The 26,274-nt window shown below is 57.2% G+C and carries 18 protein-coding genes and 1 pseudogene; 8 read left to right on the forward strand and 11 right to left on the reverse strand.

The window, feature by feature from the left end:
- Nucleotides 1-63: 63 nt before the first annotated feature.
- Nucleotides 64-957 carry a LysR family transcriptional regulator gene (locus SOM48_RS00915; RefSeq protein WP_312199640.1) on the reverse strand — a complete coding sequence of 298 codons (894 nt, stop codon included), beginning with the start codon at nucleotides 955-957 and terminating at the stop codon, nucleotides 64-66.
- A 131-nt stretch (nucleotides 958-1,088) separates the two neighbouring features.
- On the opposite strand from SOM48_RS00915, the gene aguB reads away from it, so the two are divergent.
- From aguB to SOM48_RS00930, 3 genes are all read left to right on the forward strand, one after another.
- Complete coding sequence (gene aguB, locus SOM48_RS00920) at nucleotides 1,089-1,976, forward strand: N-carbamoylputrescine amidase (RefSeq protein ID WP_023481996.1); 888 nt, start codon at nucleotides 1,089-1,091, stop codon at nucleotides 1,974-1,976.
- Nucleotides 1,976-3,058, forward strand: coding sequence for an agmatine deiminase (aguA, locus tag SOM48_RS00925; protein ID WP_319551196.1), 1,083 nt, complete (start codon nucleotides 1,976-1,978; stop codon nucleotides 3,056-3,058). Before aguB ends, aguA begins: the two co-directional genes overlap by 1 nt.
- A 408-nt stretch (nucleotides 3,059-3,466) precedes the next feature.
- Nucleotides 3,467-5,146 carry an alpha,alpha-trehalase gene (locus SOM48_RS00930; protein ID WP_320511242.1) on the forward strand — a complete coding sequence of 560 codons (1,680 nt, stop codon included), beginning with the start codon at nucleotides 3,467-3,469 and terminating at the stop codon, nucleotides 5,144-5,146.
- A gap of 114 nt (nucleotides 5,147-5,260) precedes the next feature.
- Here SOM48_RS00930 and SOM48_RS00935 read toward each other — a convergent pair whose 3' ends face one another.
- A complete protein-coding gene (locus SOM48_RS00935; RefSeq protein ID WP_139966478.1) occupies nucleotides 5,261-6,853 on the reverse strand; it encodes an STY4199 family HEPN domain-containing protein in 1,593 nt (530 codons plus the stop codon).
- 277 nt (nucleotides 6,854-7,130) lie between these two features.
- Here SOM48_RS00935 and SOM48_RS00940 point away from each other — a divergent pair, with 277 nt between their 5' ends.
- The gene (locus SOM48_RS00940; protein ID WP_076769361.1) at nucleotides 7,131-7,529 is read left to right on the forward strand and encodes a YdeI family stress tolerance OB fold protein; all 399 of its coding nucleotides are present in this window, start codon (nucleotides 7,131-7,133) and stop codon (nucleotides 7,527-7,529) included.
- A 42-nt stretch (nucleotides 7,530-7,571) separates the two neighbouring features.
- On the opposite strand, the gene SOM48_RS00945 is transcribed toward SOM48_RS00940, so the two are convergent.
- On the reverse strand, nucleotides 7,572-8,330 hold the full coding sequence (locus tag SOM48_RS00945; RefSeq protein ID WP_320511243.1) for an SDR family NAD(P)-dependent oxidoreductase: 759 nt from the start codon (nucleotides 8,328-8,330) through the stop codon (nucleotides 7,572-7,574).
- 118 nt (nucleotides 8,331-8,448) lie between these two features.
- Here SOM48_RS00945 and SOM48_RS00950 point away from each other — a divergent pair, with 118 nt between their 5' ends.
- The 3 genes from SOM48_RS00950 to SOM48_RS00960 all read left to right on the forward strand — a co-directional run bounded on the left by SOM48_RS00950 (nucleotide 8,449) and on the right by SOM48_RS00960 (nucleotide 12,031).
- Nucleotides 8,449-9,351 (forward strand): LysR family transcriptional regulator, encoded by a 903-nt coding sequence (locus SOM48_RS00950; RefSeq protein WP_139966481.1) that lies wholly within the window; start codon nucleotides 8,449-8,451, stop codon nucleotides 9,349-9,351.
- A gap of 49 nt (nucleotides 9,352-9,400) precedes the next feature.
- Complete coding sequence (gene yhjD / locus SOM48_RS00955; RefSeq protein WP_054802678.1) at nucleotides 9,401-10,444, forward strand: inner membrane protein YhjD; 1,044 nt, start codon at nucleotides 9,401-9,403, stop codon at nucleotides 10,442-10,444.
- A gap of 270 nt (nucleotides 10,445-10,714) precedes the next feature.
- Nucleotides 10,715-12,031, forward strand: a complete 1,317-nt coding sequence (locus SOM48_RS00960) for an MFS transporter (RefSeq protein WP_042713238.1) — start codon at nucleotides 10,715-10,717, stop codon at nucleotides 12,029-12,031.
- Nucleotides 12,032-12,069: 38 nt separating this feature from the next.
- On the opposite strand, the gene SOM48_RS00965 is transcribed toward SOM48_RS00960, so the two are convergent.
- Together SOM48_RS00965 and pdeH are read right to left on the reverse strand one after the other, a co-directional pair.
- Entirely contained in the window at nucleotides 12,070-14,124 is a 2,055-nt protein-coding gene (locus tag SOM48_RS00965; RefSeq protein ID WP_076769360.1) for an AsmA family protein, read from the reverse strand.
- A 67-nt stretch (nucleotides 14,125-14,191) separates the two neighbouring features.
- A complete protein-coding gene (gene pdeH, locus SOM48_RS00970) occupies nucleotides 14,192-14,962 on the reverse strand; it encodes a cyclic-guanylate-specific phosphodiesterase (protein ID WP_139966487.1) in 771 nt (256 codons plus the stop codon).
- Between the two features lie 231 nt (nucleotides 14,963-15,193).
- Here pdeH and kdgK point away from each other — a divergent pair, with 231 nt between their 5' ends.
- A complete protein-coding gene (gene kdgK, locus SOM48_RS00975; protein WP_319551200.1) occupies nucleotides 15,194-16,123 on the forward strand; it encodes a 2-dehydro-3-deoxygluconokinase in 930 nt (309 codons plus the stop codon).
- Nucleotides 16,124-16,162: 39 nt separating this feature from the next.
- On the opposite strand, the gene SOM48_RS00980 is transcribed toward kdgK, so the two are convergent.
- The 6 genes and pseudogenes from SOM48_RS00980 to bcsZ form a co-directional block, all read right to left on the reverse strand.
- Nucleotides 16,163-16,546: a putative T6SS immunity periplasmic lipoprotein gene (locus SOM48_RS00980; protein WP_337250883.1), complete on the reverse strand. Its 384-nt coding sequence runs from the start codon at nucleotides 16,544-16,546 to the stop codon at nucleotides 16,163-16,165.
- A gap of 72 nt (nucleotides 16,547-16,618) precedes the next feature.
- Entirely contained in the window at nucleotides 16,619-18,109 is a 1,491-nt protein-coding gene (locus tag SOM48_RS00985; RefSeq protein ID WP_054802680.1) for a M16 family metallopeptidase, read from the reverse strand.
- A 216-nt stretch (nucleotides 18,110-18,325) separates the two neighbouring features.
- Nucleotides 18,326-19,612 carry a dicarboxylate/amino acid:cation symporter gene (locus SOM48_RS00990; protein WP_023482021.1) on the reverse strand — a complete coding sequence of 429 codons (1,287 nt, stop codon included), beginning with the start codon at nucleotides 19,610-19,612 and terminating at the stop codon, nucleotides 18,326-18,328.
- Between the two features lie 213 nt (nucleotides 19,613-19,825).
- A pseudogene (locus tag SOM48_RS00995) lies at nucleotides 19,826-21,472 on the reverse strand (EAL domain-containing protein); the annotation flags it as partial.
- A 219-nt stretch (nucleotides 21,473-21,691) separates the two neighbouring features.
- Nucleotides 21,692-25,180 carry a cellulose synthase complex outer membrane protein BcsC gene (bcsC, locus tag SOM48_RS01000; RefSeq protein ID WP_320511245.1) on the reverse strand — a complete coding sequence of 1,163 codons (3,489 nt, stop codon included), beginning with the start codon at nucleotides 25,178-25,180 and terminating at the stop codon, nucleotides 21,692-21,694.
- Nucleotides 25,162-26,268, reverse strand: a complete 1,107-nt coding sequence (gene bcsZ / locus SOM48_RS01005; RefSeq protein WP_128481927.1) for a cellulose synthase complex periplasmic endoglucanase BcsZ — start codon at nucleotides 26,266-26,268, stop codon at nucleotides 25,162-25,164. Before bcsZ ends, bcsC begins: the two co-directional genes overlap by 19 nt.
- Between the last annotated feature and the right edge of the window lie 6 nt (nucleotides 26,269-26,274).

Here is a 26,274-nt window from a genome sequence, read left to right on the forward strand (position 1 = left end):
AACGCAGAGTAAATGCATGTTTACTCTCTTTAATAACGCTTTCTCTTCAACCGCATACAGCATCTATATCCGCACCGTTTTTAATTCATCGATCAGCCACTGCACGGCGGGCTGGTAGTCATAGAGGCGGTGCGACAGCAGTAGTAAATCATATGAGGGCGCGCCTTCCGGCAGCGTCATGATGCGCAGCGGCAACATCTTTGCCAGCTCCTGGGCGATACGAAACGGGACGCACATTAAATACCCCGATGCCACCGCGACACGGCCGCCAACGGCGTAGCTTTGCACTACGGTTGCCAGTGGGCGGTAGAGGTGCTGCGATAAGAGCCAGTTGTCGATATGGTCCGCGCCGGAGCTAACGGCGGGAAGGTGAATTTGCGCCTCGCTGACCAGATGGCGCATCGTCAGCTGATCCGGCAGATCGCTGCGCTCAAGCGAGGCGATGGCGACAAAATGATCGGAGATAAGCCGATGCTTATTAAAGTAGTGAGGAATATGCTGCACATTTTCGACGCCGATAAACGCATCCAGCTGCCCGTTCTCCACACGTTCGACCTTGATCGTCTCCGAAAGGATATCCACCGAGAGCCGCACATTCGGCGCGATAGTTTTAAAGCGCGCGGTGAGCACTGGCATAAACATAAATTCGAAGTAGTCGACCGCGCCGATATAGAAGGTGTGCGCATCACGCGCCGGATCGAAGTGGCTTGGCCCGCGTGTGGCGGTATCGAGCTTGCTCAGCGCGCTCTCAATCACCGGGATCATCCGCGCCGCATAGGGCGTCGGCTCCATGCCGCTATGGGTGCGAATAAACATCTCATCTTTCAGTTGCTCACGCAGGCGGTTCAGCGCGTGGCTAAAGGCCGACTGGGACAAATTCGCCTTCTGCGCCGCGCGGGTAACGTTTTTCTCTTTCGCCAGAATAGGGATAAGGCGCAGCAAATTCAGATCGACCACAATTATGCATCCTGTTCATGTTTTCATGATAACAATACATTTTATTCATAACGCAGATCGTTGCTATAGTTTGCGCCACAATAAGTGCTGAAATTTTGCACTAACCGAACCGAGACCTACGGGAGATGTTTATGAGAAATGTAACTGTCGCCGCCACCCAAATGGCATGCACCTGGGATCTGGAGAAAAACGTACAGAACGCTGAGCGTCTGGTACGTGAAGCTCACCGCCAGGGCGCGCAGGTTATCCTGATTCAGGAGCTGTTCGCCGCGCCTTACTTCTGCATCGATCAGAGCCCGGAGCACTATGCGCTGGCGCAGGAAGTGGACAACAGCCCGCTTATCAAACATTTCTCTGCCCTGGCAAAAGAGCTGGAAGTGGTGCTGCCGCTGAGTCTGTTCGAAAAGAGCAACAACGCCTACTACAACTCGCTGGTGATGATTGATGCCGACGGCAGCGTGCTCGACACCTACCGTAAAACGCACATCCCGAACGGCCCGGCGTACCAGGAAAAACAGTTCTTCATCCCTGGCGACACCGGCTTCAAAGTGTGGAACACCCGCTATGCGAAGATCGGCGTCGGTATCTGCTGGGATCAGTGGTTCCCGGAAACGGCTCGCTGCCTGGCTTTGCAGGGCGCGGAACTGATTTTCTACCCGACCGCTATCGGTTCAGAACCGGCTTACCCGGATATCGACAGCCAGCCGCACTGGACCCGCGTCCAGCAGGGCCACGCTGCCGCAAACGTTGTGCCGGTTATCGCCTCTAACCGTATCGGTACCGAAGCCAGCAAATATATTGAAGGCCTGGAAATGACCTTCTACGGCTCCTCTTTCATTGCCGATCAGACCGGTGCGCTGGTTGAGCAGGCAAACAAAACCAGCGAAGCCGTGCTGGTTCACACGTTCGATCTCGATGCGATTGCCGCACAGCGCGCCTCCTGGGGCCTGTTCCGCGACCGTCGTCCGAACATGTATACCGCGCTGGCAACCTCCGATGGCAGCGTAAGGAGCAAGTAATGTCACAGCTGACCATGCCGGTAAAAGACGGGTTCAGCATGCCCGCCGAGTGGGCGCCACATCAGGCCGTGTGGATGATTTGGCCCTACCGTACGGATAACTGGCGTGCCGACGCCGCGCCCGCGCAGCAGGCTTTCTCTGCGGTGGCAAAAGCGATCTCCCGTACCACGCCAGTGATCATGGGCGTGCCGGCAGCGGAAATGGCGAAAGCGCGGGCAGCGATGCCCGCCGACGTCACGCTGGTGGAGATGGAGAGCGACGATGCCTGGATGCGTGATACCGGCCCGACGGTTGTGACTAACGCTGCCGGCGAAAAACGCGGCATTAGCTGGACATTTAACGCATGGGGCGGCCTTAATGGCGGTCTCTACGCCAGCTGGGATCGCGATCAGTTAGTGGCAGAACAGGTAGCAAACTACCACCAGATGCCGTGCTACCACACGGACCTGGTGCTGGAAGGTGGCTCGATTCACGTTGATGGCGAAGGCACCCTGCTGACCACCGCGGAGTGTCTGCTTAACGCCAACCGCAACCCGAATCTGAGCAAAGCGCAGATTGAGCAGCAACTGCGCGACTACCTTGGCGTATCGCAGATCATCTGGCTGCCGGACGGCGTGTTTAACGATGAGACCGACGGTCATATCGATAACATGTGCTGCTTTGTGCGCCCGGGCGAAGTGGCTCTGCACTGGACCGATGATGAAAACGATCCGCAGTACGCCCGCTCCATGGCAGCGCTTGACGTGCTGCAAAGCGTGGAAGATGCGCAGGGTCGTCGCCTGAAAGTGTGGAAAGTGCCCTCTCCGCAGCCGCTTTACGCCAGCGCGGAAGAGACGTGCGATGTTGAGAAAGGCACGGCGATTGAGCGTCACGAAGGCAACCGCCTCGCGGGTTCCTACGTTAACTATCTGGTCAGCAACCAGCAGATCATTTTCCCGCTGCTGGACCCGGCGACCGATGGCGCGGCGCAGGCGCTGTTTACCGAGATGTTCCCGGATTTCATTATCACCGGGGTGCCGGCTCGCGAGATCCTGCTCGGCGGCGGTAACATCCACTGCATCACGCAGCAAATCCCCCGCTAACACCCTTCCCGGCGGCCTCTGTCGCCGGGAGTTTTCACTCTTTCTCTCGCGCCGTATGGCGGGTATGCCGACATTGCTCTAACGTAATAAGAGCGTATTCTGATTTCTTTCCCCAGCGATAAAATGAACGACCCTGTTCTGCGGTGGTCAACTGCGTAATACCGGGTTAATTCACAAATCGTTGCAAAACGAATGCTCCGAAATTTAACGCTACTTAAAGCACAGGAATAAGTGACTTATTCGTGCTTTATCAGCCAGTTGTGGATTTTTAGCTGCTGTAAGGCCGATTTTAAAACGTGATCATCCGCACACTTTGATCACCATAGATCGAAGCGAATGTCTAAGCTTTATAGATAGCCGGGCAACACCCGTAGTTTTTTACGACGACATCCGGAGGCCAACGTCACTATGTTCAACCAGAAACTACAAAGCGCAGAATTAATGGAATGGGTATTCGAAGATGAAACCTACGACACCGATCCGTGCGAGTTAAAACTGGATGAAATGATCGAGGCGGAACCGGAACCGGAGATGATTGAGGGGATGCCCGCATCTGATGCGCTCACGCCTGCCGATCGTTATCTGGAACTGTTTGAGCACGTGCAGTCCTCCCGCATCTTCGCCGACAGCAAAACCTTCCCTGACTGTGCGCCGAAGATGGATCCGCTCGATATCCTGATTCGCTATCGCAAAATTAAACGTAAACCGGAATTCAACTTACGCCAGTTCGTGAAGGCGCACTTCTGGATGCCGGAAAACTACGCCAAAGAGTATGTCTCCAACCCGGAAAACTCGCTGAAAGAGCATATCGACCAGCTGTGGCCGATCCTTACCCGTGAGCCGCGAGACCATATTCCGTGGTCTTCACTGCTGGCGCTGCCGCAATCCTATATTGTGCCCGGCGGGCGTTTCCGTGAGACCTACTACTGGGACTCCTACTTCACCATGCTGGGGCTGGCAGAGAGTGGTCGCGACGACCTGCTGCGCTGTATGGCCGATAACTTCGCGTGGATGATTGAGCGTTACGGGCATATCCCTAACGGCAACCGCACCTACTACTTAAGCCGTTCCCAGCCGCCGGTCTTTGCGCTGATGGTTGAACTGTTTGAGGAAGATGGCGTGCGCGGCGCGCGGCGCTACCTCGACCATCTGCTGATGGAGTACGACTTCTGGATGGATGGTGCGGAGTCGCTGGTGCTGAACCAGGCTTACCGCCACGTGGTGCGTATGCCGGACGGCTCGCTGCTTAACCGTTACTGGGATGACCGCGATACCCCGCGTGATGAATCGTGGATTGAAGACGTGGAGACCGCGCGTCACTCAGGTCGTCCGCCGAATGAGGTGTATCGTGACCTGCGTGCTGGTGCAGCCTCCGGCTGGGATTACTCCTCCCGCTGGCTGCGCGATGCGCACCGCCTGGCGAGCATCCGCACCACGCAGTTCATCCCGATCGATCTGAACGCGTTTATGTTTAAGCTCGAGAGCGCCATTGCCAACATCTCCGGGCTAAAAGGCGACCGGGAGCGTGAAGCGCTGTTCCGCCAGAAGGCGAGTGACCGCCGTGCGGCCATCAACCGCTATCTGTGGGATGACGAAAGCGGCTGCTTCCGCGACTACGACTGGCGTCGCGAGGAGATGGCACTCTTCTCGGCTGCGAGCATTGTGCCGCTCTATGTCGGCATGGCAACTCATGAACAGGCTGAACGGCTGGCAGAAGCGGTCACCAACCGTCTGCTGACACCGGGCGGGATCCTGACAACGGAGTATGAAACCGCCGAGCAGTGGGATAAACCCAACGGCTGGGCACCGCTGCAGTGGATGGCGGTGCAGGGCTTTAAGCTCTACGGTAACGATGAGCTGGGCGATCAGATTGCCCGCAGCTGGCTGAAGACGGTGAATGTTTTCTATCATCAGCACCACAAGCTGATTGAGAAGTACCATATTGCCAGCAGCACGCCGCGTGAAGGTGGCGGCGGTGAGTATCCGTTGCAGGATGGTTTCGGCTGGACCAACGGCGTAGTACGCCGCTTGATTGGCCTCTACGGCGAGCCAAAAGTGGACGAGCCGGAAGAAAAGCCGCAAGAGTGATAATGCTGCACATTCCGTAGGCCTGATAAGGCGGAGCCGCCATCAGGCAATATTTGCCGGATGGCGCTAGCGCTTATCCGGCCTACGGGGTTACACAAACCTTCCAGCCTTTACTCAATCAATGGCGTTATAAATGGCGGTGTGCGTCTCTGCCCATTTACGGTTCTCATCATTTGGGCTGGCGTCGTAACGCAACTGCGCTTGCTCCATCTCATAACGCTGGCGATCGACCACCGGTTTGGTGGTGCAAAATGCCTGCAGGTAATTTTTGGTGATGGAGGTGAGCGGCTTATTATTCGCCACCATCTCATGAGTCAGGGTGGTAATAAAACGCCGGCACGGGCGCTTCTCATCCATCTGTAACCGGTAGCGCAGCAGCAGATCGAGCACATCGTTGTAGTCCGAAATCACCGCATGTTCGGTCCAGGAGAGTTTCCAGTTCATGCCGGTACGCAAAAAGAGCGACACCACGCGGGTATCGTTGCGGTCGATAGCCGAGCGGAAGTTGTTCTCATCCCGCGGCAGCCCCATCGAGCTGAGCTCCTCTTTCGCCGACGGCTTCTGACGCTCTTCGGCAATGGGCACCGTAATATTGGTCTGACGCGCCACCGGCGCGGAGACGCCGCCCATAAAGAGCCAGAAAGCCCCAATCGCAATCACCAAAGCGACGACGCCCACTGCGCCCCACAGCACGCCAGAGACCATCTGTTCACGCTCTTCGCGGCTGCGCACCTGACGGGTCGCCGGTTTATCAATACTGTCGCGAATCGGTTGTGTATCGCCGCCCGCGGCGCGATCCTTCTTGCGCGCCTGCTCCCAGTAAGCATCCAGCTCCCCTGCCGCCTCTTTCAGTAACGCAGCGGGGTTAATTTTGCCACGCCCCTCATCACAGGCGCGCTGTATTGGCCCGGCGATCTGCGGATAGTAGCCCTCAAGCATCGCTAACTGATTAGAACTCAGCGCATTGCCGGCGATGACGCTGGCGCGGATCTCGCGCACATCATCTAACAAGGTTTGCAGGGTCTTGCGTGGTTCGACAAACAGGCTCAGGCCGGACGCATCGTTAAACAGGCTGGCGTAGCGCTGGCCGTACTCTTTTTTATCCACCAGCAGCAGCGCCAGCTCGCTAAACAGCATGCCGCTTAACACATCATTGCGGTCGCCGAGGCGCAGCCAGCGGCGCACGCGATCGGCACCAAACTGGGTTTTCAGGTGATTGCGCAGACGCTCCGCATCGGGCCACGCCTGCATCACCAGCCCTTTCATCATCATCTCCATCGCGCGCAGGTGTTGCAGCCCGCTCTGCTGCTGGAGCGGATCGTTAGGGCCGAGCGCGGTGCTGTAGGTCAGCAACTTCTGCTTTTTACGCAGGTTCTCCAGCGCGGCGATAAAGCGCAGCGCGGCAATAAGCTGGTTTTCCGTGACGCTCTGACCGTTTTCATAGCGTGGCACCAGCTGTTGCAAGTGACGAAGCTGCAACGTGAACTGCGTTAACTCCGCATCGTTAAGTTTGAGTCTTTTCGCCACCGCTCCCCAACCACCCAAACTGAGGCGCGCAACATCAAGCTGTTCCAGAAACCAGCGCGGATCTTTTCCTTCATCAAAATGCACATTGAGCAGCAACAAAATTTCGACAGAAGCCTGGCGAATAATAGCGATGCATTTTTCAAACTGTTCACCTGTATTAACAGGGGCAGGAGTTGTCATTATTTTCCCTTAAGCACAACTTAAGACATATTGCGCTGACCCGGTCAGCGGGTAATTTTTTCTTTAGTTATTAGTCGTTAAAAGATAGCTCAGCGGCGGCTAATTATCAGTGATACCTGTTTCAGAATAATAAAAACAGCCCCAAATATTCACGATATTTATTTTTTTACGCGCGGCCGTTTTTTTTATAAGACCAGGAAAACAGATAAATCGCCTGTACAGTTGCCCGCTCTCTGCCAGGCTTAAAGTCGTGTACTGGTAACAATCAGGAGAAGTTATGAAAAAAATCGTGCTTTCCGCCTGCTTAGCAGCTCTCTTTTCGATGTCAGCATTTGCAGATGAGGCACCCGGCCTGAAAGCGGATAAAGCCCCGCCGCCGCCACATAAAATGGATGACGGTTACCGGGGCATTGAAGATGCGCGCAGCATGAACGTTAAACAGGCGAAGAGCCTGCATGACGGCGCTTCCGTCTCGCTGCGCGGCAATCTGCTGAAGAAAGAGGGGAACGATCTCTATCAGTTCCGCGATAAAACGGGCCATATCCAGGTGCAAATTCCGATGGCGGTGTTTGAAGGTAAATCCTTCTCACCGGACGATCTGGTGGGCATCAGCGGCTCGCTGGATAAAAAGCAGAAGCCCGTGCGCGTTAAAGTCACGCACTTCCAGGTGGAGTGAGTGGCCGCCCGGTAGCCTTCACGCTGCCGGGCGTTATGCGCATTACAGGAACATCCCGCCAGAGACCTCCACCCGCTGCGCCGTCATCCATGCCAGCTTATCGCTCAGCAAGGCAGCAATCGCATCGCCAATATCATCCGGCTGCCCAACCCGCCCGAGCGCCGTCTGCGAAGCGATATAGTGATGAACCTGCTCGTTGTCCCGCACCACGCCGCCGCTAAAATCAGTGGCAATCGCGCCTGGTGCGATGATATTTACCGCAATACCGCGCTCGCCCAGTTCTTTTGCCTGGTAGCGGGTCAGCACTTCCATTGCCCCTTTCACCGCCGCATAGCTGGCGCGTCCCGGCTGGCAAAAGCGCGTTAGCCCGGTGGAGACATTCAGAATGCGCCCGCCGTTTTTTATCAGCGGCAGCAGTTTCTGCGTCAGGAAAAAGGGACCTTTAAAGTGGATGTTGACCATCTCATCAAACTGCTCTTCACGCGTCTCGGCAAAAGCGGCCTGAATGCCGGTTCCGGCATTGTTCACTAAATAGTCAATGCTATCGCGCTGCCATACAGTTTGCAGCCGCTCCTGCACCTGAGAGACAAACAGATCAAATTGATTGATATCGCCGACATTCAGCGCTAATGCTGTCGCCTTACCGCCTTTTTGCTCAATCTCTTCCACGACTTTTTGCGCTTCAGCGTGGTTGGTGTTGTAGGTCAGGATGATGCCGATTCCACTCGCCGCCAGTTTCAATACCGCGTTTTTACCCAGCCCGCGGCTGCCACCCGTTACGATTGCGATTGGTTGTGTCATATAAACCCCTTTGTTGTTGATAACCTGCACAACAAAAAGCTTATTAGCTGCACGGTAAACAATAAAGGTGCTAAATTACGCTTTACTGTTTCATAAATAACAACAATAGTGCACAGTGATGGATAAAATTTACGCAATGCAGCTTTTTGTCCGCGTCGCGGAGCTTTCCAGCTTCTCTAACGCGGCGGAGTCGATGGGGTTACCGAAAGGAAGCGTGTCGCGCCAGATTCAGGCGCTGGAAACGGAACTCGGCACGCAGTTGTTGCACCGCACCACGCGCCGCGTGCAGCTGACGCAGGATGGCATGGTCTACTACGAGCGGGCGAAAGATCTGTTGGCGAATATTGAGGAGCTGGACGGGATGTTCCTGCACGATCCCTCAAGTATCAGCGGGCGTTTGCGGGTGGATATGCCGGTCGCGGTGGCGAAAAATTTAGTGATCCCGCGGCTGCCCGATTTTTTGCAGCACTACCCCGGCATTGAACTGGAGCTGAGCAGCAGCGATCGGCTGGTGGATGTGATCCGCGAAGGGTTTGATTGCGTGGTGCGCGTCGGCACGCTGAAAGATTCCGGCCTGATTGCCCGCCAGCTTGGCAGGCTGTCGATGATCAACTGCGCCAGCCCCGATTATCTGGCACGTTTTGGCTACCCGGAGTCGCTGGAGGATCTCTCCTCCCACGCGCTGGTGCATTACGCCGTCAACATTGGTGCGCGCCCGCAGGGCTTTGAAGTGTGGCTGGATAAGCAGACGCGCTGGGTGAAAACCGGCGGTATTCTCACCGTCAATAGTACCGAAACGTACCACGCTGCCTGCGTGGCAGGGCTGGGCATTATTCAGGTGCCGCGCGTCGGCGTGCGCGAGGCGTTACGCAACGGAAAGCTGGTGGAGATCTTGCCGCAATATCGCGCCGAACCGATGCCGGTTTCGCTGATCTACCCGCACCGGCGCAACCTTTCGCGGCGCGTACATCTGTTTATGGAGTGGCTCTCAACCGTGCTGAAGGATTATGTCGACCAGTAGCGACTATAATTCTGCATACCACACATTCAGGAGAAGGAAATAAAACCTGATGAAAACGGAAGATGTCGAAAAACGTCCCACGCAAGACCTTGAGTATGAGCCTGTCAGGAAGATGGCAGAAACCCCGGAAAAGCCGGAAAAAGAGACCTCTGATAAAGATAGCGGGGCGATTGCCGCCGTGACCGATACGGCAAAGAAGATCCAGCGTAAACCGTTGGTGGCGCATCTTATTCGCGCCACAGAGCGCTTTAACGATCGGATGGGCAACCAGTTTGGAGCGGCGATTACCTACTTCTCCTTTCTGTCGATGATCCCCATCATGATGGTCTCGTTTGCCACCGCCGGGTTTATCCTCGCCTCGCATCCGACGCTGTTGCAGGACATCTTTAATAAGATCCTGCAAAGCGTCAGCGATCCCACCATGGCGTCGACGCTGAAAAACACGCTGCATATTGCGGTGGAGCAGCGCACAACCGTCGGGATTGTCGGCTTTGCTATCGCGCTCTACTCCGGCGTGAACTGGATGGGCAACCTACGGGAAGCGATTCGCGCCCAGTCGCGCGATGTCTGGGAGCGTAACGCGCAGGATGAAGAGAAGATCTGGGTAAAGTACTTCCGCGACTTTATCTCACTGATTGGCCTGCTGGTGGCGCTGGTGATCACCCTCTCCATCACCTCGGTGGCCGGGGCGGCGCAGGAGCTGATCATCTCCACGCTGCACCTTGATTACATCGACTGGCTGAAGCCAGCCTGGGGGCTGATTGGCCTGATGATTTCGGTGCTCGCCAACTACCTGCTCTTCTTCTGGATCTTCTGGCGGCTGCCGCGCCATCGTCCGCGTAAGCGCGCGCTGATCCGCGGTACGTTTATCGCCGCCATTGGCTTTGAAGTGATCAAAATCGTTATGACCTGGACCCTGCCGTCGCTGGTGAAATCCCCCTCCGGCGCGGCATTTGGCTCGGTACTTGGTCTGATGGCCTTCTTCTACTTCTTCGCCCGTCTGACGCTTTTCTGCGCGGCATGGATTGCCACCGCGCAGTATAAAGATGACCCACTGATGCCGGAAAGTCGCCGTCGTCGTACCGCTAAATAAGCTATCGGGCTGATAGATAGAATGAAAATATCAGCCCGATCCATAATTCCAGCATGAAAATCCAGTCCGTAACTTTAATTTAATCGAAAACCAGTTTTATCCACTAACTTCTAAAATGTGTGAAGCATTTCATAGATGTGAAATCACAGGTCTGAAAATTATTCGCTTTTTGCCGCTTTTTTGCCCGCCCGCCGGGTTTGTTACAGATTGAAATAACGCTTTTGCTGTGGCTAATATGCTCGTTCGTTCGCCTAAAAATAAGAAAACATTATGCAAGCTACAGCTACAACCTTTGACAACGAGCAGGAAAATCCCCCGGTAAACTCGCGCAAAAAAGTCGTCGTCGCCTCGCTGATTGGCACCGCCATTGAGTTCTTCGATTTCTATATTTACGCCACCGCTGCGGTTATCGTTTTCCCGCATATCTTCTTTCCCCAGGGCGACACCACCGCAGCCACGCTGCAATCACTGGCAACCTTCGCTATCGCCTTTATCGCCCGTCCTATCGGCTCAGCCGTTTTCGGCCACTTCGGCGATCGCGTTGGGCGCAAAGTCACCCTCGTCGCTTCGCTGCTGACTATGGGTATTTCTACCGTCGCCATCGGCCTGCTGCCGGGTTATGAAACCATTGGCGTGATGGCACCGCTGCTGCTGGCGCTGGCCCGTTTTGGCCAGGGGCTGGGTCTGGGCGGTGAGTGGGGCGGCGCTGCGCTGCTGGCCACCGAGAACGCGCCGCCGCGTAAACGCGCGCTGTATGGCTCCTTCCCGCAACTGGGCGCGCCTATCGGCTTCTTCTTTGCCAACGGCACCTTCCTGCTGCTCTCCTGGCTGCTGACCGATGAGCAGTTTATGCAGTGGGGCTGGCGCGTGCCGTTTATCTTCTCTGCCGTGCTGGTGCTGATTGGTCTCTATGTTCGCGTCTCGCTGCATGAAACCCCGGTCTTCGCCAAAGTGGCAGCGGCGAAGAAGCAGGTGAAGATCCCGCTTGGCACGCTGCTGACAAAACATGTGCGCGTGACGGTGCTGGGCACCTTTATCATGCTGGCGACCTATACGCTGTTCTATATCATGACCGTTTATTCGATGACCTTCAGCACCTCGCCGCAGGGCTTAGGCATGCCGCGCAATGAAGTGTTGTGGATGCTGATGATGGCGGTAATTGGTTTTGGCGTGATGGTGCCGATCGCCGGTCTGCTGGCGGATGCATATGGCCGTCGCAAGAGCATGATTGTCATCACCACGCTTATCATTCTCTTCGCGCTGTTCGTCTTCCCGCCGCTGCTGGGTTCCGGTAGCCCGGCGCTGGTGATGACCTATCTGCTGATTGGCCTGAGCCTGATGGGATTAACCTTCGGCCCGATGGGCGCACTGCTGCCGGAGCTGTTCCCGACGGAAGTGCGCTATACCGGTGCCTCGTTCTCCTATAACGTCTCGTCGATCCTCGGCGCCTCGGTAGCCCCTTATATCGCCACCTGGTTGCAGGCGAACTACGGCCTGATGTACGTCGGCTTCTACCTGGCGGCAATGGCGGGGTTAACCCTTATCGCCCTGCTGCTGACCCACGAAACCAAGCATCAATCCCTCTGATGATTCCCCCTCTCTGTCACCAGAGAGGGGTTTTCCCTTTAGCGTTTCATCTGTGACAGAATCGCCTGGCACTGGTTCTCTTCGCCTTCCGACGGGGAGATAAGCGCCAGCAGCGCGGCGGCTGGCGTCACCAGCGTTGCCAGCGCGGCCGCCACTGCGCCACGGGCAATCAGCGGACCCGGTTTCACACCGGCCTGCGGGTTCTTAAAGCTACCGCGCACATAGAGTGGTGAACGCAGCGTCACGATGCGCACCCCTTTGCTCTCCGGGTTGATGGTCAGGTCGAGCTGTTCAGAAGCCATGCTGGCGGTGCCGGTAATATTAATCAGCGCGTTTTCCGTATCGAAGGCGAAGATCTGCGGCCGGGCAACGCCGTTAACCAGATCGAGGTTAGCCGCCGCGCAGTTGACGCGCACTTCATCATCGCCAAACAGTTGGCCGACCACATAGTTCCCGACGTTGAGGCCGACGATCTCCATCAGGTTGCGGCTTATCAGCCCGTCGTTCATCAGCAGCTTCAGGTTACCGTTGCTGGTGCCGAGCAGGGCCGCTACCGAGTTGCCGACGCCGCGGAATTCAGCATCACCGTTCATCTCGCCGAGGGTTTTCTGCATCAGCTCAACATCGGGCATCAGCTGTTTCAGCTTCAGCTTACGCGCCTGAATAGTGGCGCTACCCTGCATCGGCTTCTTATCCCCTTCGAGATGAATGTTCGATGAGATAATGCCGCCCGCGAGGCCAAACTTCAGCGGTTGCAGGCGCAGGTCAGCGTTTTTCAGCAGGATATGGGTGGTGAGATCGCTAATCGGCAGCGAGGAGCCGTGCTCAATGCGGCGGCCTTTAAAGCGCACATCCGCATCCATCACGTTCCACTTATCCGTTTCAAAGCGATCGTAAGGCAGCACTTTGTCGGCAGGCTGCACAGATTTCTCGCCCTTTTTCTGCTCCGATTTCTTCGACTGCTCGGCCCCTTTACCAGAATCGACGCCAATCAGCGGCCCGAGATCCGCCAGACGCAGCTGGCGCGACTCGACATCGCCCTCCAGTTTCGGGCGCGGTTTGCCATTGGTATAGGTCAGGGTGCCGTGAATATCGCTCTCGCCGATATGGCCGTTGAAGTTGCGATAGTCATAGACCGCACCTTTGTCGCCGTTGAGTTTCGCCACCAGACGACCATCCGTTTCAAACGGCGGTGTATCGGGCAGCAGCACGCCGGTCAGTTCATAGAGATCGCCCAGCGAATCGCCGCCAAACTTCAGCTTCAGATCGACGCCGCCCATATTCATCGGATCTTTCACCGTGCCGACAAACGCCACGCGGGTGTTACCGGAGCGGAAATCCGCCTGCACCGGGAATGGCGTCGTTTCGCTGCGCAGCGACAGCATGCCGCCAATTTTACCTTCGCCGCTCAACGGCTGGTCGTTGTAGCGCCCTTTCGCCTTCAGGCCGAAGACATAATCGCCCGCTTTGTTGCTGTCATCCTTTTTACCGGTCACTTCGCTGAACGGCAGCGGTTTGCCCAGCGGATCGACCTGAATGGTCATGTCGGCGCGGCTCACCGCGTCATCAATGACAATTCGTCCTTTATCAAACAGGATGTTATCGAGACGGAATGACCAGGATGAGGGTTTAGCGTTGGCATCGGCGTTCTCATCCGCTGCGAGGGTAAAGGTCCAGTTGTTGAGCTTTTCCGAGCGGCGAATCAGCCGCGCATCGGGCTGTTGCAGCTTGATCCACGGCAGATAAACGGTTTTGGTAAACAGTGCTAACGGCGAAATCGTCGCGTCTACGCGCGGCAGATGCACCATGGTGATCTCATCGATCCCCGGCGGGTTACCCAGAATAATATCTTCGGCGTGAATATGCGGCCATGGGATCCAGCTGCGCCAGCCGGTCTCCTCTTTTGGTCGCGCCCAGTTAACGCCGAGATCGCCGCGGATCGCGAAGGGGCGATTCAGCTCAGTGGAGACTTTTTCATTGATGGTGGGTTTAAGCCGGTTCCAGTCAAATGTCGCAATGATGACGATGGCCACCACAATCACTAACAGCAGCGTCGACACCACCGCCGTCACTATTTTGCTCGTTCTTGTCATTGATATGCCTTTTCCTTTAAAGCCTTACCTCTCATAAAGATAGTAGACCTGGCGGAAAGGGCAGCGGTTAAAGATCGAGAATTACATTCTCAAGATTGGCCAACGGAACCGGACGCGAGAGGAAATAGCCCTGCGCGGCAAAGGCGGGCGAGTTTTGCACATCGCGCCACTCCTCCAGCGTTTCGACGCCTTCGACGATCACCCCCTGGCAGTAGTGGTTCATCAGTTGCAGCAGCAGGGTGAAGAGATTCTGCCCTTCCGGCGTTTTGCGTAGCATCATAAAGAGCTCCCGCGCGATTTTGATGTAGTCATAACGCACTTCGCTCAGCGCGGAGAAGTTGGCCATGCCGGTACCAAAATCATCCAGCCACAGCGGGCCAATCTCGCAGATGGAAGCAAACGACGAGTCCTGTGGTAAGCCAATATGCTCCACGAGTTCGAAGCGGATCCACGGCAGCGAATCGACCAGCGCCATGACGTCACCATACTGCCGCATCGCCAGCAGCGTTGGGCCATCGACATTCACCGACGCCAGCACGCCGTGCTGCGCAAAGAACGCTTTCTGCTTCGCCAACAGCGCAAGCTGTTCATGCACCACATCAATACGCTGGCGCACCGGCACTTCTGAGAAGTAGCGATCGGGCGCGATACGTTTTTCCGGCTGCGAGGGGTGAGTTACTACGGTCAGCACTTCAATCGCCATCAGACGACCATCGGTTTTATAGATGGGCTGGTAAGTGTACGCACGCTCGCACTGCAGCCAGTAACGGTGCTCGTGCAAGCTTTCGACATTCATATGAGGAATGTCTGGCGGCATGTTGACCTGCTGTAACGTCATTTCTGCTGTCCTGTCGATGGGGATGATCTGGAGGAACTCGTCAACAGGTTATCGGCGGGTGTGCTGAGAACTTTACCTCGGGTTGCCCGGCAAAACGGAAAAAGCGTAGCGTGCTAATTGCAGGTAATACGTCTTAGCTCAAAAAAATAGTGGAACGATGTTTTAATATAGTTGACCACAAAACAGCCCCATCGCACACTAGCGATAATTTATCTGATTCAGGTTACGACTATGTCCAGGAAAATTGCCGTCATCGGCGAATGCATGATTGAGCTGTCACAAAAAGGCGCAGAAGTTAACCGTGGCTTTGGTGGCGACACGCTGAACACCTCTGTTTATATCGCCCGCCAGGTCAATCCGTCGGCGCTGGCGGTGCATTACGTTACCGCGCTCGGCACCGACAACTTCAGCCAGCAGATGCTCGACGCCTGGCAGCAGGAAGCGGTTGATACCAGCCTGACGCAGCGTATGGAGAACCGTCTGCCGGGTCTCTACTACATCGAAACCGACAGCAGCGGCGAGCGCACCTTCTACTACTGGCGTAACGAAGCGGCGGCGAAATTCTGGCTGGAGAGCGAGCAGTCAGCGGAAATTTGCGAAAAACTGGCGACCTTCGACTACCTCTACCTGAGCGGCATTAGCCTGGCAATCCTCAGCCCCGGCAGCCGGGCGAAGCTTCTGTCACTGCTGAAAGAGTGCCGCGCCAACGGCGGCAAAGTGATTTTCGATAATAACTATCGGCCGCGCCTGTGGGCGAGCAAAGAGGAGACCCGCGAGGTCTATCAGCAGATGCTCGCCTGCACCGATATCGCCTTCCTGACGCTGGATGATGAAGATCTGCTCTGGGGCGAGCAGCCGGTGGAAACGGTGATTGAGCGCACCCAGCAAGCGGGTGTCAGTGAAGTGGTGATCAAGCGCGGCGCAGAGTCCTGCCTGGTGGCAATTGCCGGCGAAGCGGTGATTGAGATCCCGGCAGTGAAGCTGCCGAAAGAGAAAGTGATCGATACCACGGCAGCGGGCGACTCTTTCAGCGCCGGTTACCTTGCCGTGCGCCTGACCGGCGGTGACGCTTCTGAAGCGGCGAAACGCGGACACCTTACCGCCAGCACCGTTATCCAGTATCGCGGAGCGATTATCCCGCGCGAGGCAATGCCGGAGTAATAGCGTTAAGTCGCCCCGTCGTTATGCGGGGCGACTGTTTTAGTTCTTTAACTCATTCACCACCAGCGTCTTACCCTGCTTCGATACTGAGAATCGAGCCTCATATGAACGTAACCCTGTACCCACAGAGACGTTATATTTATTGCCCTCTTTGAAGGCAAAGGCTTCCAGGCCAGAAATGCATTTGCCAGGCTCAAGCAACTGCGGCGCTGTGGCATATGATTTTTCATAGACTTGCCGGGCGTTGGTGATATCCCAGACCCATATTTCCAGCACCTTCTCTCCCGCATCCGGTTCTTCTACCGATACACAGAGCTGGTTATTTACCGCCGTAGATTGCGCGAAGCGCATATTGATGCGATCGCCCATCGGACAACCTGCGAGAAAGAGAGGTAGAAGGAGAGAGAGGTATTTCTTCACCACAACAGCCTTGTTTTAGATGAACTACTCTGGATATTCAATGGGGCCGAAGTTACGGCCCCATTTTATGCTTACTTACTGCTGCGGTGGGATATCCGACACATCCGGTCGCACATCCTCACTGGCGGCGGCGGGCGCGGCGGTCTGCGGTTTCATCACCTCGTCCCACGTTGCCTGCAAATCCTGCATGTTATGCTCCGGCTCGCCTTTCGGCTGCATCAGCACCAGCGTCATCTCCTGCGACAGCTGCTGGTGCAGATCCTGGTTCAGCATCTGCGGCGTCAGGTTGTCGAGAAAACGCTGGCGCAGTTTCTGGTACTGCTCCGGCGCGATATCCACCACCTGGTTTTGCAGGGAGCGCATCCGCTGGCTGATGAGAATATCGGTATCGGCGCGCGCATAAGTGGCAAACAGCTTTTGCAGTTCGAGGGACTTCTGCGCAATCAGCGCCTTCAGCTCCTCTTCCGGCAGCCCTTTTTCCCGCACTTTCGCCAGCTCACGCGCAATCACGCCGGTGTTGGCGTTCAGCTTGTCGTTTGGCGAATCAACGTTAATGGCGCACTGCGCACGCTGGAACAGCACGCGGCAGTCGAAGCCGAGGCTCAGATCTTTGGCATTGTTCTTGTTGAGGCTCTGCTGAACGTGCCAGAACAGCGCTTCACGGGCTAAATCTGCCCGCCAGTAGCGCTCCAGCTCCGCCGATTCGCGGATTGGCTGCCAGGCCGACTCCCACATGATTGACAGACGATCCTGGGTGACCGCCTCGCTCATCAGGCTCACCGGCTGATGCGGCAGCGGCGAAAGCGTCGCGACCGGCGTCGGCGTCTGGCGTTTGCCTTTCAGCTCGCCAAAGGTTTTGGTGATCTGCTCGGCGACCGCGCGACTGTCGACGTTACCGACCACAATCAGCGTCATCGCATCCGGCGTATACCATTTTTCATAGAAATCTTTCAGCTGCGCGGCATCGACCGGCGCTTTCACCTCGGCCGCCGGATCGTGGCTCAGCAGCGACGACCCTTTCAGGCGGTAGCGCCACCAGCTCTCTTTGGTGTCGGCAGGCCAGGTCGCGACCATATCATTGCTGCTCAGCGCGTAGTTTACCGTCTCTGGGGTAACGGTGAGTTTCCCGGCGGCATCAGCCAGGTAGACCATCGCCTCTTTCAGCAGATCGCTGCGGTTATTCGGCAGGCTGAGGTTATAGAGCGTGTATTCGTAGGAGACCAGCGCCGGCGGCAGCGGGCGTTTCGGGTCAATACCCTGTTGCCAGAGAGATCGCACCTGCGCCGGTTCGAGGCGGCCGCTATGGGTTAAGGCAACGCGGGGAATAACGTGACTGAAACCGCTCTGCTGCGCATTTTCAGTGAGCGAGCCGGTATCAATCGAGAGTCGGATTTCAATACGATCGCTGGGGCGCTGCGGAGTGGAGAGAACCTGCCACTGGAAACCATTCGCCAGCTTGCCTTGTTGCCATGCCGGATCGGGCTGGAGCGCCTCTGCCTGCACATAACCGGCCGCTGCCAACATCAGCAACCCGCCTGTTAACAATCGAATTTTTGTGCCCTGCATGAGAACCCCTAATCAACATTCCTGGTTAAAAAGTATGCCGCCCATAGGTCAATGGACAGACATAAAACACTCCGCTTTTAGACCGCAGGAAACGCAAAACGTCACAGCGCGAAGTGAAGAATCCCGAAAATTCAGCGTGAATTGTGACGGAAGCAAGAGGGTAATTATGCTTAGCTGCCCGTAGTCAGACAAGGACTACGGGCGTAAGTCTTGAAATTATGAAGAGATTTCTGACGTTTTTGCGGCGCTGGTTCGATTATTAAGCGTATCGTTGAGCTGTTTTTCATCCAGCTCTTTAACCCATTTCGCCACCACAATGGTCGCCACGCCGTTACCGACCAGGTTGGTCAGCGCACGCGCTTCGGACATAAAGCGGTCAATACCGAGGATCAGAGCCAGGCCCGCAACCGGCAGGTGGCCAACCGCAGAGAGCGTCGCCGCCAGCACGATAAAGCCGCTACCCGTAACCCCGGCCGCCCCTTTGGAGGAGAGCAGCAGCACCACCAGCAGAGTGATCTGATGGAAAATATCCATATGGCTGTTGGTTGCCTGGGCGATAAACACCGCCGCCATCGTCAGGTAGATAGAGGTGCCATCCAGGTTAAACGAATAACCGGTCGGGATCACCAGACCTACCACCGATTTGCGGCAGCCCAGGCGCTCCATCTTCTCCAGCATGCGCGGCAGCGCCGATTCGGAGGAGGAGGTCCCCAGCACAATCAGCAACTCTTCGCGGATATAGCGAATGAATTTGAAGATGTTGAAGCCGGTGACGCGGGCGATAGTCCCGAGCACAATCACCACAAACAGAATACAGGTAGCGTAGAAGCAGATGATCAGCTGACCCAGCTGCACCAGCGACCCGACGCCATATTTACCGATGGTGAAGGCCATCGCCCCGAACGCACCGATGGGTGCCAGTCGCATGATCATGTTGATGATGCCGAAAATCACCTGCGAGAAGCTTTCGATGACGTTAAAAATCAGCTGGCCTTTGTGGCCCAGGCGATGCAGGGCAAAACCAAACAGCACGGCGAAGAGCAGCACTTGCAGGATGTTACCGCTGGCGAAAGCGCCAATCACGCTCGCCGGGATGACATCCATAATAAACGCCACAATCCCCTGCGACTGCGCCTGTTCGGCGTAGACCGCTACCGCCTTGGCATCGAGTGTGGAGGGGTCGACGTTCATCCCTGCGCCGGGTTGCACGACGTTGACGATAATCAGGCCGATGATCAGCGCCAGCGTACTGACAATTTCAAAGTAGAGCAGTGCCACCGCGCCGGTACGCCCGACCGCTTTCATGCTCTCCATACCGGCAATACCGGTAACAACGGTACAGAAGATAACCGGCGCGATGATCATCTTGATGAGCTTCACGAAGCCATCACCAAGGGGTTTCATCTGTGCGCCGAGTTCAGGGTAGTAATGGCCAAGCAAAATACCGATAGCGATCGCTGTCAGGACCTGAAAGTAGAGACTTTTAAACAGGGAGGTTTTCATAAGGTGTCCTTGAGATTAACCTCAGGCTTTATAGGGTTTTCGGTTAGCCTGCGGATTAAAAATAACACCCGTCCTGAATGACAGAAATGTGCTTACAGCGTTTCTGAAACAAGAATGTTAAAAACTTTGAGCTGACTCGCACAATCTCGTAACAAAGTAACTATTTTAATCAACGCCCGCAGCCGCCAGATAGCGCTTCTCAAAGGCATCTGGCGATACCACCTCATCCTTAGCGGAAAAGAGCTGACGTTCGCAGAGATCGAGACGCAAACTCTGGGGCGGAAGATCGTAGTGGCGCAGCCGCTCAGCAACACTGGCAACATTCGCCTGCTGCAACAGCGCCTCAGCGGGAAGCGCCACCGCCAGCGGCAGCGTAATGCCCCGTGCCTGCCAGTCGGCCAGCAGGTGACACGCCTCTTCCAGCATCCAGTCGCACACTTTTCCCGTCAGCCCGCAGGCCTCGATTTGCGCGAACAGTTCTGCGTCTGCAACCTCGTTATTATCGGACTTACGTAAACGCAGCAGCGCACGGGCGCTGAGCACTTCGCTATCCGGCTGTGCGCGCAGCGGTTGCAGCCAGAGCGCAAAACGCTGCTGCTCAAGAGCAGAGAGAATGTCAGCTTCCTGCGACAGCCAGCGCTGGGCCGCTTCGCGCTGCTGCGCATCGAAGAAGTGGATCTGGTTTTTGCCATTTCGCTGGGCGGCGGCAAGGGCGGAAGTGGCCTGCTGCATAAGCGCCTGAGCAGAGTGCGTGCCACCCGTCATTGCCACCCCAAGGTTGGCGTGAGGACGCAACTGAATGCCCTTCAACGGCACACGCTCGTTGATAACAGTGAGCACTTGCTTACTTAATTTCATCGCCTGCCAGGGCTGCTGAATGGCGGGCGCGAAGAGGGCAAAATCGCTGATATTAAGCTGCGCCAGCAGCATACCCGGCGACAGCGCCGATTTGAGCTTCTCCACCAGCGTCAGCAGCAGCACTTCACGCTGATCTTCATGCAGCACTCCGGCGGTGTCGCGCAGGGTATCGCTGGAGATAATCAACAGCGCCGCGCGCGCATCGGCGGTGACGGCCTGCTCAAGCAGCGCCAGCAGGACGGCTTTATTCGGCAGTTCGGAGACCGGGAAGCGCACCGATTGCGCATGGCTCTCCTCCTGCTGATGCTGTAGCTGCTGCTGGTTGCGGTTATAGCTGCGCACAATGCGGCCAATTTCATCATCTTTATGATGGCGCGGCAGCGGCAACTGGTGGCCGGGCAGCGCCTGCGGCGGTATCTCATCCAGTTCGCGGGCGATTTTACGCAGCGGGTGCATCACCAGCCGGTTGATACACCAGGTGAGCGCCACGGTCAGCATTAACGTCAGCAGTAAGTAAGCCGTCACTAACGTTGATAATGTGCTGATAACAAACTTATAAACGCGGTAAGAGTCTGCCTGCAGCACAAGGTAAGCCAGCGGCTGCGGGTTGACCGGGCGCTCCAGCGAATAGATAGGTAGTGAGATCTGTATCGGCAACTCAAACATGCGGGTGATGGTCACCGGCACCGGGCGCTCGGGAATAAAGCGCATGCGCAGCGCCTGAAACTGGTTGGGCAGCATCACGTCGGCGCGGCTTACCACCCCGGCGGGTTTAATCTGTTTGATGATCGCTTCGGCTTCAGGAATATCCGCCTTTAAAATTGCTGCCGAGAGGGGTTCGCGCACAGAGCGGGCGATACTTTCCAGTTGCGTAGCCGTGTTATAGCGATTCTGCTGCAGGAAATGGAACAGCAAAATAACGCAAAAAATAAGCACAAAGAACATGGAGACAACAGCAACCATGGCCATTTGTTTGATGGTTAAAGAACGGCTAACACGCAAAATCACTCTCCAGAGAAACAATCGGCGCAGAGGATGGGTCAGGATGACTCTGCCGCCAGAGTATACTCTATCGCAGGGCGATTAAGATAAGGGGCTACGCAGATTCTCATTGGCCCGCGAGTGGCGCAAAAAGATGAAATAACCTTTTGAATCTTATGCGATTAACCGCCGCGCAACGCAGCCGATGCGCGGCGATCTTCCGCCAGGAATAGTCTATTTTTACCAGTCGGCCTGCGGCACCAGCGGTTGCAGCGGCATATCCATGTCGCCCTGCCAGCCCGCGCCGGAGTAGCGCACATAAATCATCCCATGGCTTGGGGTGTAATCTTTCGCCTGCTGAATATCAATGCCCGCACCGACAAACCAGTTGTTGGTCACCCGACGCTCGACCAGCGCCCGCGCCGTATAACCAAAGCCGTTACTGTGGCTTCCGCTCTCAGGGATATCACGTGCGCGATTGCGGAATTCTGACGGAATGAGATCTAAACGCGGATAGCGCGGCATGGTTTTATTACGCGAATGGGACCACGACGCGGAACCGCCCAGCTCCCACGACCAGTTCTCCGTGCGTTGACGCCACAGCACCGGCACCGCGAACGAGAGGTACTCCTGCGGGCTGTAGTAACCGCCCTGGCCCAGCGTGTAGTTGCTCAGGTCTTTGTCGTAGTGCCAGATCATGTTGTTCAGGCCGACGGTAACGCGCCGATTATTCTCGTTAATCAGCTTGTAGTAGTAGCCGGTCATCCAGCGCACGCGCCAGTTATCGTCGACGTTTTTCCCCTGCAGCGTATCCGCGCCGAGGCTTGTCCAGACGCCGTTCGCTTCACCCTTATCGTAACTGAGGCTCAGCGTAGCGCCGTTGGCGCGCACCCCGCCCCAGGTTTTCCCGGTGTTGGGATCTTTCTGCCCGCCAAAGGCCAGCAGCGAGCTGGAGATAGCGCGACGGTGCAGATCAACGGTGTAACCGAGCGGCCCGGCATCTCCGCTGTAGCTCACGCCGCCAACCACATCGACAACGTTAAAGCCCATCGGCGTAGTGCCGATATCCATCCCCCAGCGCTCGTTACGCCAGCCTGCGCCAATACTGACGCCGCGATCGGACTGATGGCGGTTACCGCCCACGCAAGCAATGTCTCCACAGGTACCAAAGTTCGGGCTGTAGGTGCCATCGGCTTTTTGGCTGAAGGTACCAACATCCATATCCACCATGTCGGCGCGCAGCAACAGCCGTCCGTCTGCCAGCGGCGTATCCGCCTGCAACATGGTGGTGTGGCCTTTCAAATCGGAATAGCCGCCGGTGCCGCTGGAGCCGGAGTACTCATGTTGCAGCGTGACGTTGAGATCCTGCTGGCGATAGAGATCCGCCGCATCGCTGCGCACGCCGCGCTTCAGCCAGTCATCGCGCTCATCGTTGCGCGTCAGGCGAGTAAAAGTGTCGTTATCGGCAGGGCGCTGTGGCGTAATGCCTGCGGCGACCATCGCCTCTTTATAGTGCTCCAGCGCCTGCTGCGGCGCGCCGTTCTGCGCCTCAAACCGTGCGGCATCGCGCAGCACCAGCGCGCTCTCCATCGACGGCGGCTGCGCTTTGGCCTGCGGCACAATGGCGCTAAAAATGCGTTTTGCGCTGGCGCTATCGCCAAGCTGATTCTCTACCAACGCCAGTCGCCGCTGGGTATTGATCGAGGGCGGTTCGCCGCTGGCTGAGGCCGCAGGCAGTTTCGCCAGCTGCGCCCGCGCCGCCAGCGGATTGCCGCTGAAAGCATAGAGTTCAGCCAGCCCAAGCAGCGCCTCTTCATTAGCCGGTTCGCGCTTGAGCACGCGCTGATAGTAATCCTGCGCCTCGGTGGCGTCACCGCGCTGCTGCGCCCAGTCGGCAAGGGTTAAATCGAGCCGCGTGCTCGCCGGTTGCTGGGTTAATAGAGCGATAGCCTCATCTTCATGGCCACTGTCGCGCAGACGGTTCGCCCGATCCAGCAGTTGGTTGCTTTGCAGCCGGTCGGCCAGCTCCTGGATATTGCTGTTCCACTGCGCTTTCGGCAGCGTGTTGAGGTGATTCAGCGCTGCCTGTGCCCGCTCGGTGCCGGAGAGATAGAGCCCGTAGGCGTAAACCTGCTCCGCATCGCCCGCTTTCTGCGTCGCCAGTTGGCGCATCAGGCTGTCCGCTTCGCTCGCCTGCCCGGCCTGGCGCAGATCGCTCGCCAGCCGGTAGGTGATCCAGACGCTGCCCGGATCGAGCGCCAGCCGCTGGCGTTGCAGCGCGGCGGCCTGCGCCCACTCGCCTTTGCTCTCCAGCGCTTCGGACTGCTGCGCTAAGCGGTCATTGTTCAGGCCGCGTTCAATATCGTCGATGCTGCGCCGCTGGCTGGCGTTGAGGGAGCGGATAAAGCTTTCGGCTTTTTCCGGCGACTCGGCGCGGTAAATATTGGCCAGCCCGCGCACGGCATTGGTGTTTTCACTGTCCATACGCAGCGCCTGGCGGTAGAAGGTCTCCGCCGCGGCGTTATCTTTGCGCGCCGCCGCCGCGTCACCGAGGCCGAGCACCGCGTAGCTGTCGCTGTTATCCGTTGCCCTTGCCTGCTGGTAGTAACGCTCGGCCTGCGCCGGATTATTGGCTTTTAACGCCGCATCGCCCTGCTGGATCAGCAGCCAGTAGCGGTTGGTTTGCAGCAGGCTGTCCCACTTGCTGCGATTGCCGCTGTTTGGATCCATGGCGATCGCTTTTTCAAACTGCGCCACCGCGCGGGCGCGATCGCCGCGTTGGGAATAAGCCTGGCCCAGCGCGCCGACGGCTTCGCTGTCGGCACTGTTAGCATTAACCGCCTGCTGTAGCTCACCAATCGCTTTCCCACCCTGCCCGGCATCGACTGCCGCAAGGCCGGTGGCACGGGCGCGAAACGCCGGGTCAGCCAGCTGTTTTTGCTGCGCCGCCAGCAGGGAACGGGCGTTATCGACCGTGTCGCCAGCGGAGAAGATAGTCAGAAAATGTTGTAATGCTTTCACGCTGGCATCGCTGACCGGCATACGCTGGATCTGCTGATACCAGAGCCCGGCTGCGGTGTCGCGCCCGGCGTTCGATTTCGCCATCTCCTCCAGCAACGCGTAGCCCTCGGCATCGCGCCCGTCGGCAAACAGCATCTGCGCCAGCCCGCCCTGCAACTGCGCATTTCCTGGGTTACGGCTGTTCAGCGCCTGCAACCGGCTTACTGCCTCGTTGTGGCGCGCCGGCACTTTTGCCACCAGCAGCCAGTACTCAACGGCGATATCGCCTTCCGGCGGGTTGCCTTTAAACAGCGCGTCATAGGCGGCAATCGCCTCCTGCGTGTGGCCGGTGGTAGCTTGTAAACGCGCCTGTTGCAGCGCCTGGCGGCCTTCAGCCGAGGAGAGCGCCATCGTCGTCACCGATGCTTTATAGGCGCTGGAGTCCGGTGCCAATTGCTTTAAGCGGTCGAGCTGTTTCTGCGCACCGGCACTGTCGCCCTGGCGCAGCAGATAGCGCATACGCGCCGCCACCACTTCAGGGTTATCGGGGTCGATCAGTTCAAGGCGATAGAGCGACTGGCGCACCAGATCTTCGCGGCGCGCGCTTTCGCCCAGACGCACCTGCGACAGCAACTGCTGCTGCGCGCTGGTTGGCTCGGCCGCCCCGGCGGCAGGTGCCAGCGAGAGGCCGATTGAAACACAAAGAAAACTTACGACGAACTTGTGCATTCCGCGCCCCAGTCAGGTTGTAACTCACCGCGAGAGGTGAAGCGAAAACGGTGTTGATCCCAGCCCTGGCCGAACAGCGTCAGCACCGCGCTGAAGTAGGCATCATCGCCGGGATAGTGGTCAGCAACGCGCTGGCGCTGCACGGCCTGTGCGTCACGATCCTGCAAGAAGGGAAGCATCGAGGCGGAAAAACCGACCGGGCCATCGCCGCGGATCTGCCCGCTGGCAACATCCACCTTCTCCGGCACCACGCCATTTTTTATGGTGGCAGTCGCCATCGGCTTCAGTTTGTTGAGCAGGCGCGCTTTTTGCGGATCGGCATCATTCATCATGCCGACCCAGAGATAGACGCGGATGGCATCGTAGCTGCTGACCAGCGTTTTACCTGGCTGTAGCTGCCACCCCTTACCCTTCTCGTAGCGCACCCAGTCCGGCGAGAAGCCTTTCGGCGCGGTCTCCAGCAGCAGGCGCAGGTTGGTTTCACGCAGCGTCGACCACGGCGCGCCAAAGCGGGTGAAGTAGCTCGCCAGTTGCGGCGGGAGGTAGCTCGGATTGAAGCGCCACGTTGTCGGTTCAGCGAAGCTGACCTTACCCGGCAGCAGCATGGAACCGAGCCCCGGCACCGTCACCACTTCCTCTTTCGCAATCCGCGTCAGCAGGGATTTACCCAACTGGCTGTAGCGATCCTCTTTCCACAACCTGCCCGCCTCCAGCAGCGACCAGGCGATCCAGATATCGGCGTCAGAGGCAGAGTTGGTGTCGAGCACTTCCCAGCCGTTATCGGCCTTCTTGCCCCACAGCCAGGCGGGAAGCTGCTTGTTCAGCGAGCCTTCGGCAAGGTTATCTTCGGTCCAGCGCAGCACTTTATCGAACATGGCGCGATCGTTAGCCGCCAGCGCGAAGAAGAGCGCATAACTCTGCCCTTCCGAGGTGGTGATTTTGCGCGAATCGCTCGGGTCGATAACGCGCCCGCCGTCGCTGATATAGGCCTGTTTAAAGTGGTCCCAGGCCGGCCAGCTACAGGCGGCGCGAACGTTCATCGCCGCCATCACCAGCATCGCCATCACCACCCAGCGTACGCTTTTCATTACCGT

Origin of the sequence: Kosakonia sp. CFBP8986 (assembly GCF_034044935.1) — a bacterium.
Lineage (GTDB): Bacteria > Pseudomonadota > Gammaproteobacteria > Enterobacterales > Enterobacteriaceae > Kosakonia > Kosakonia cowanii.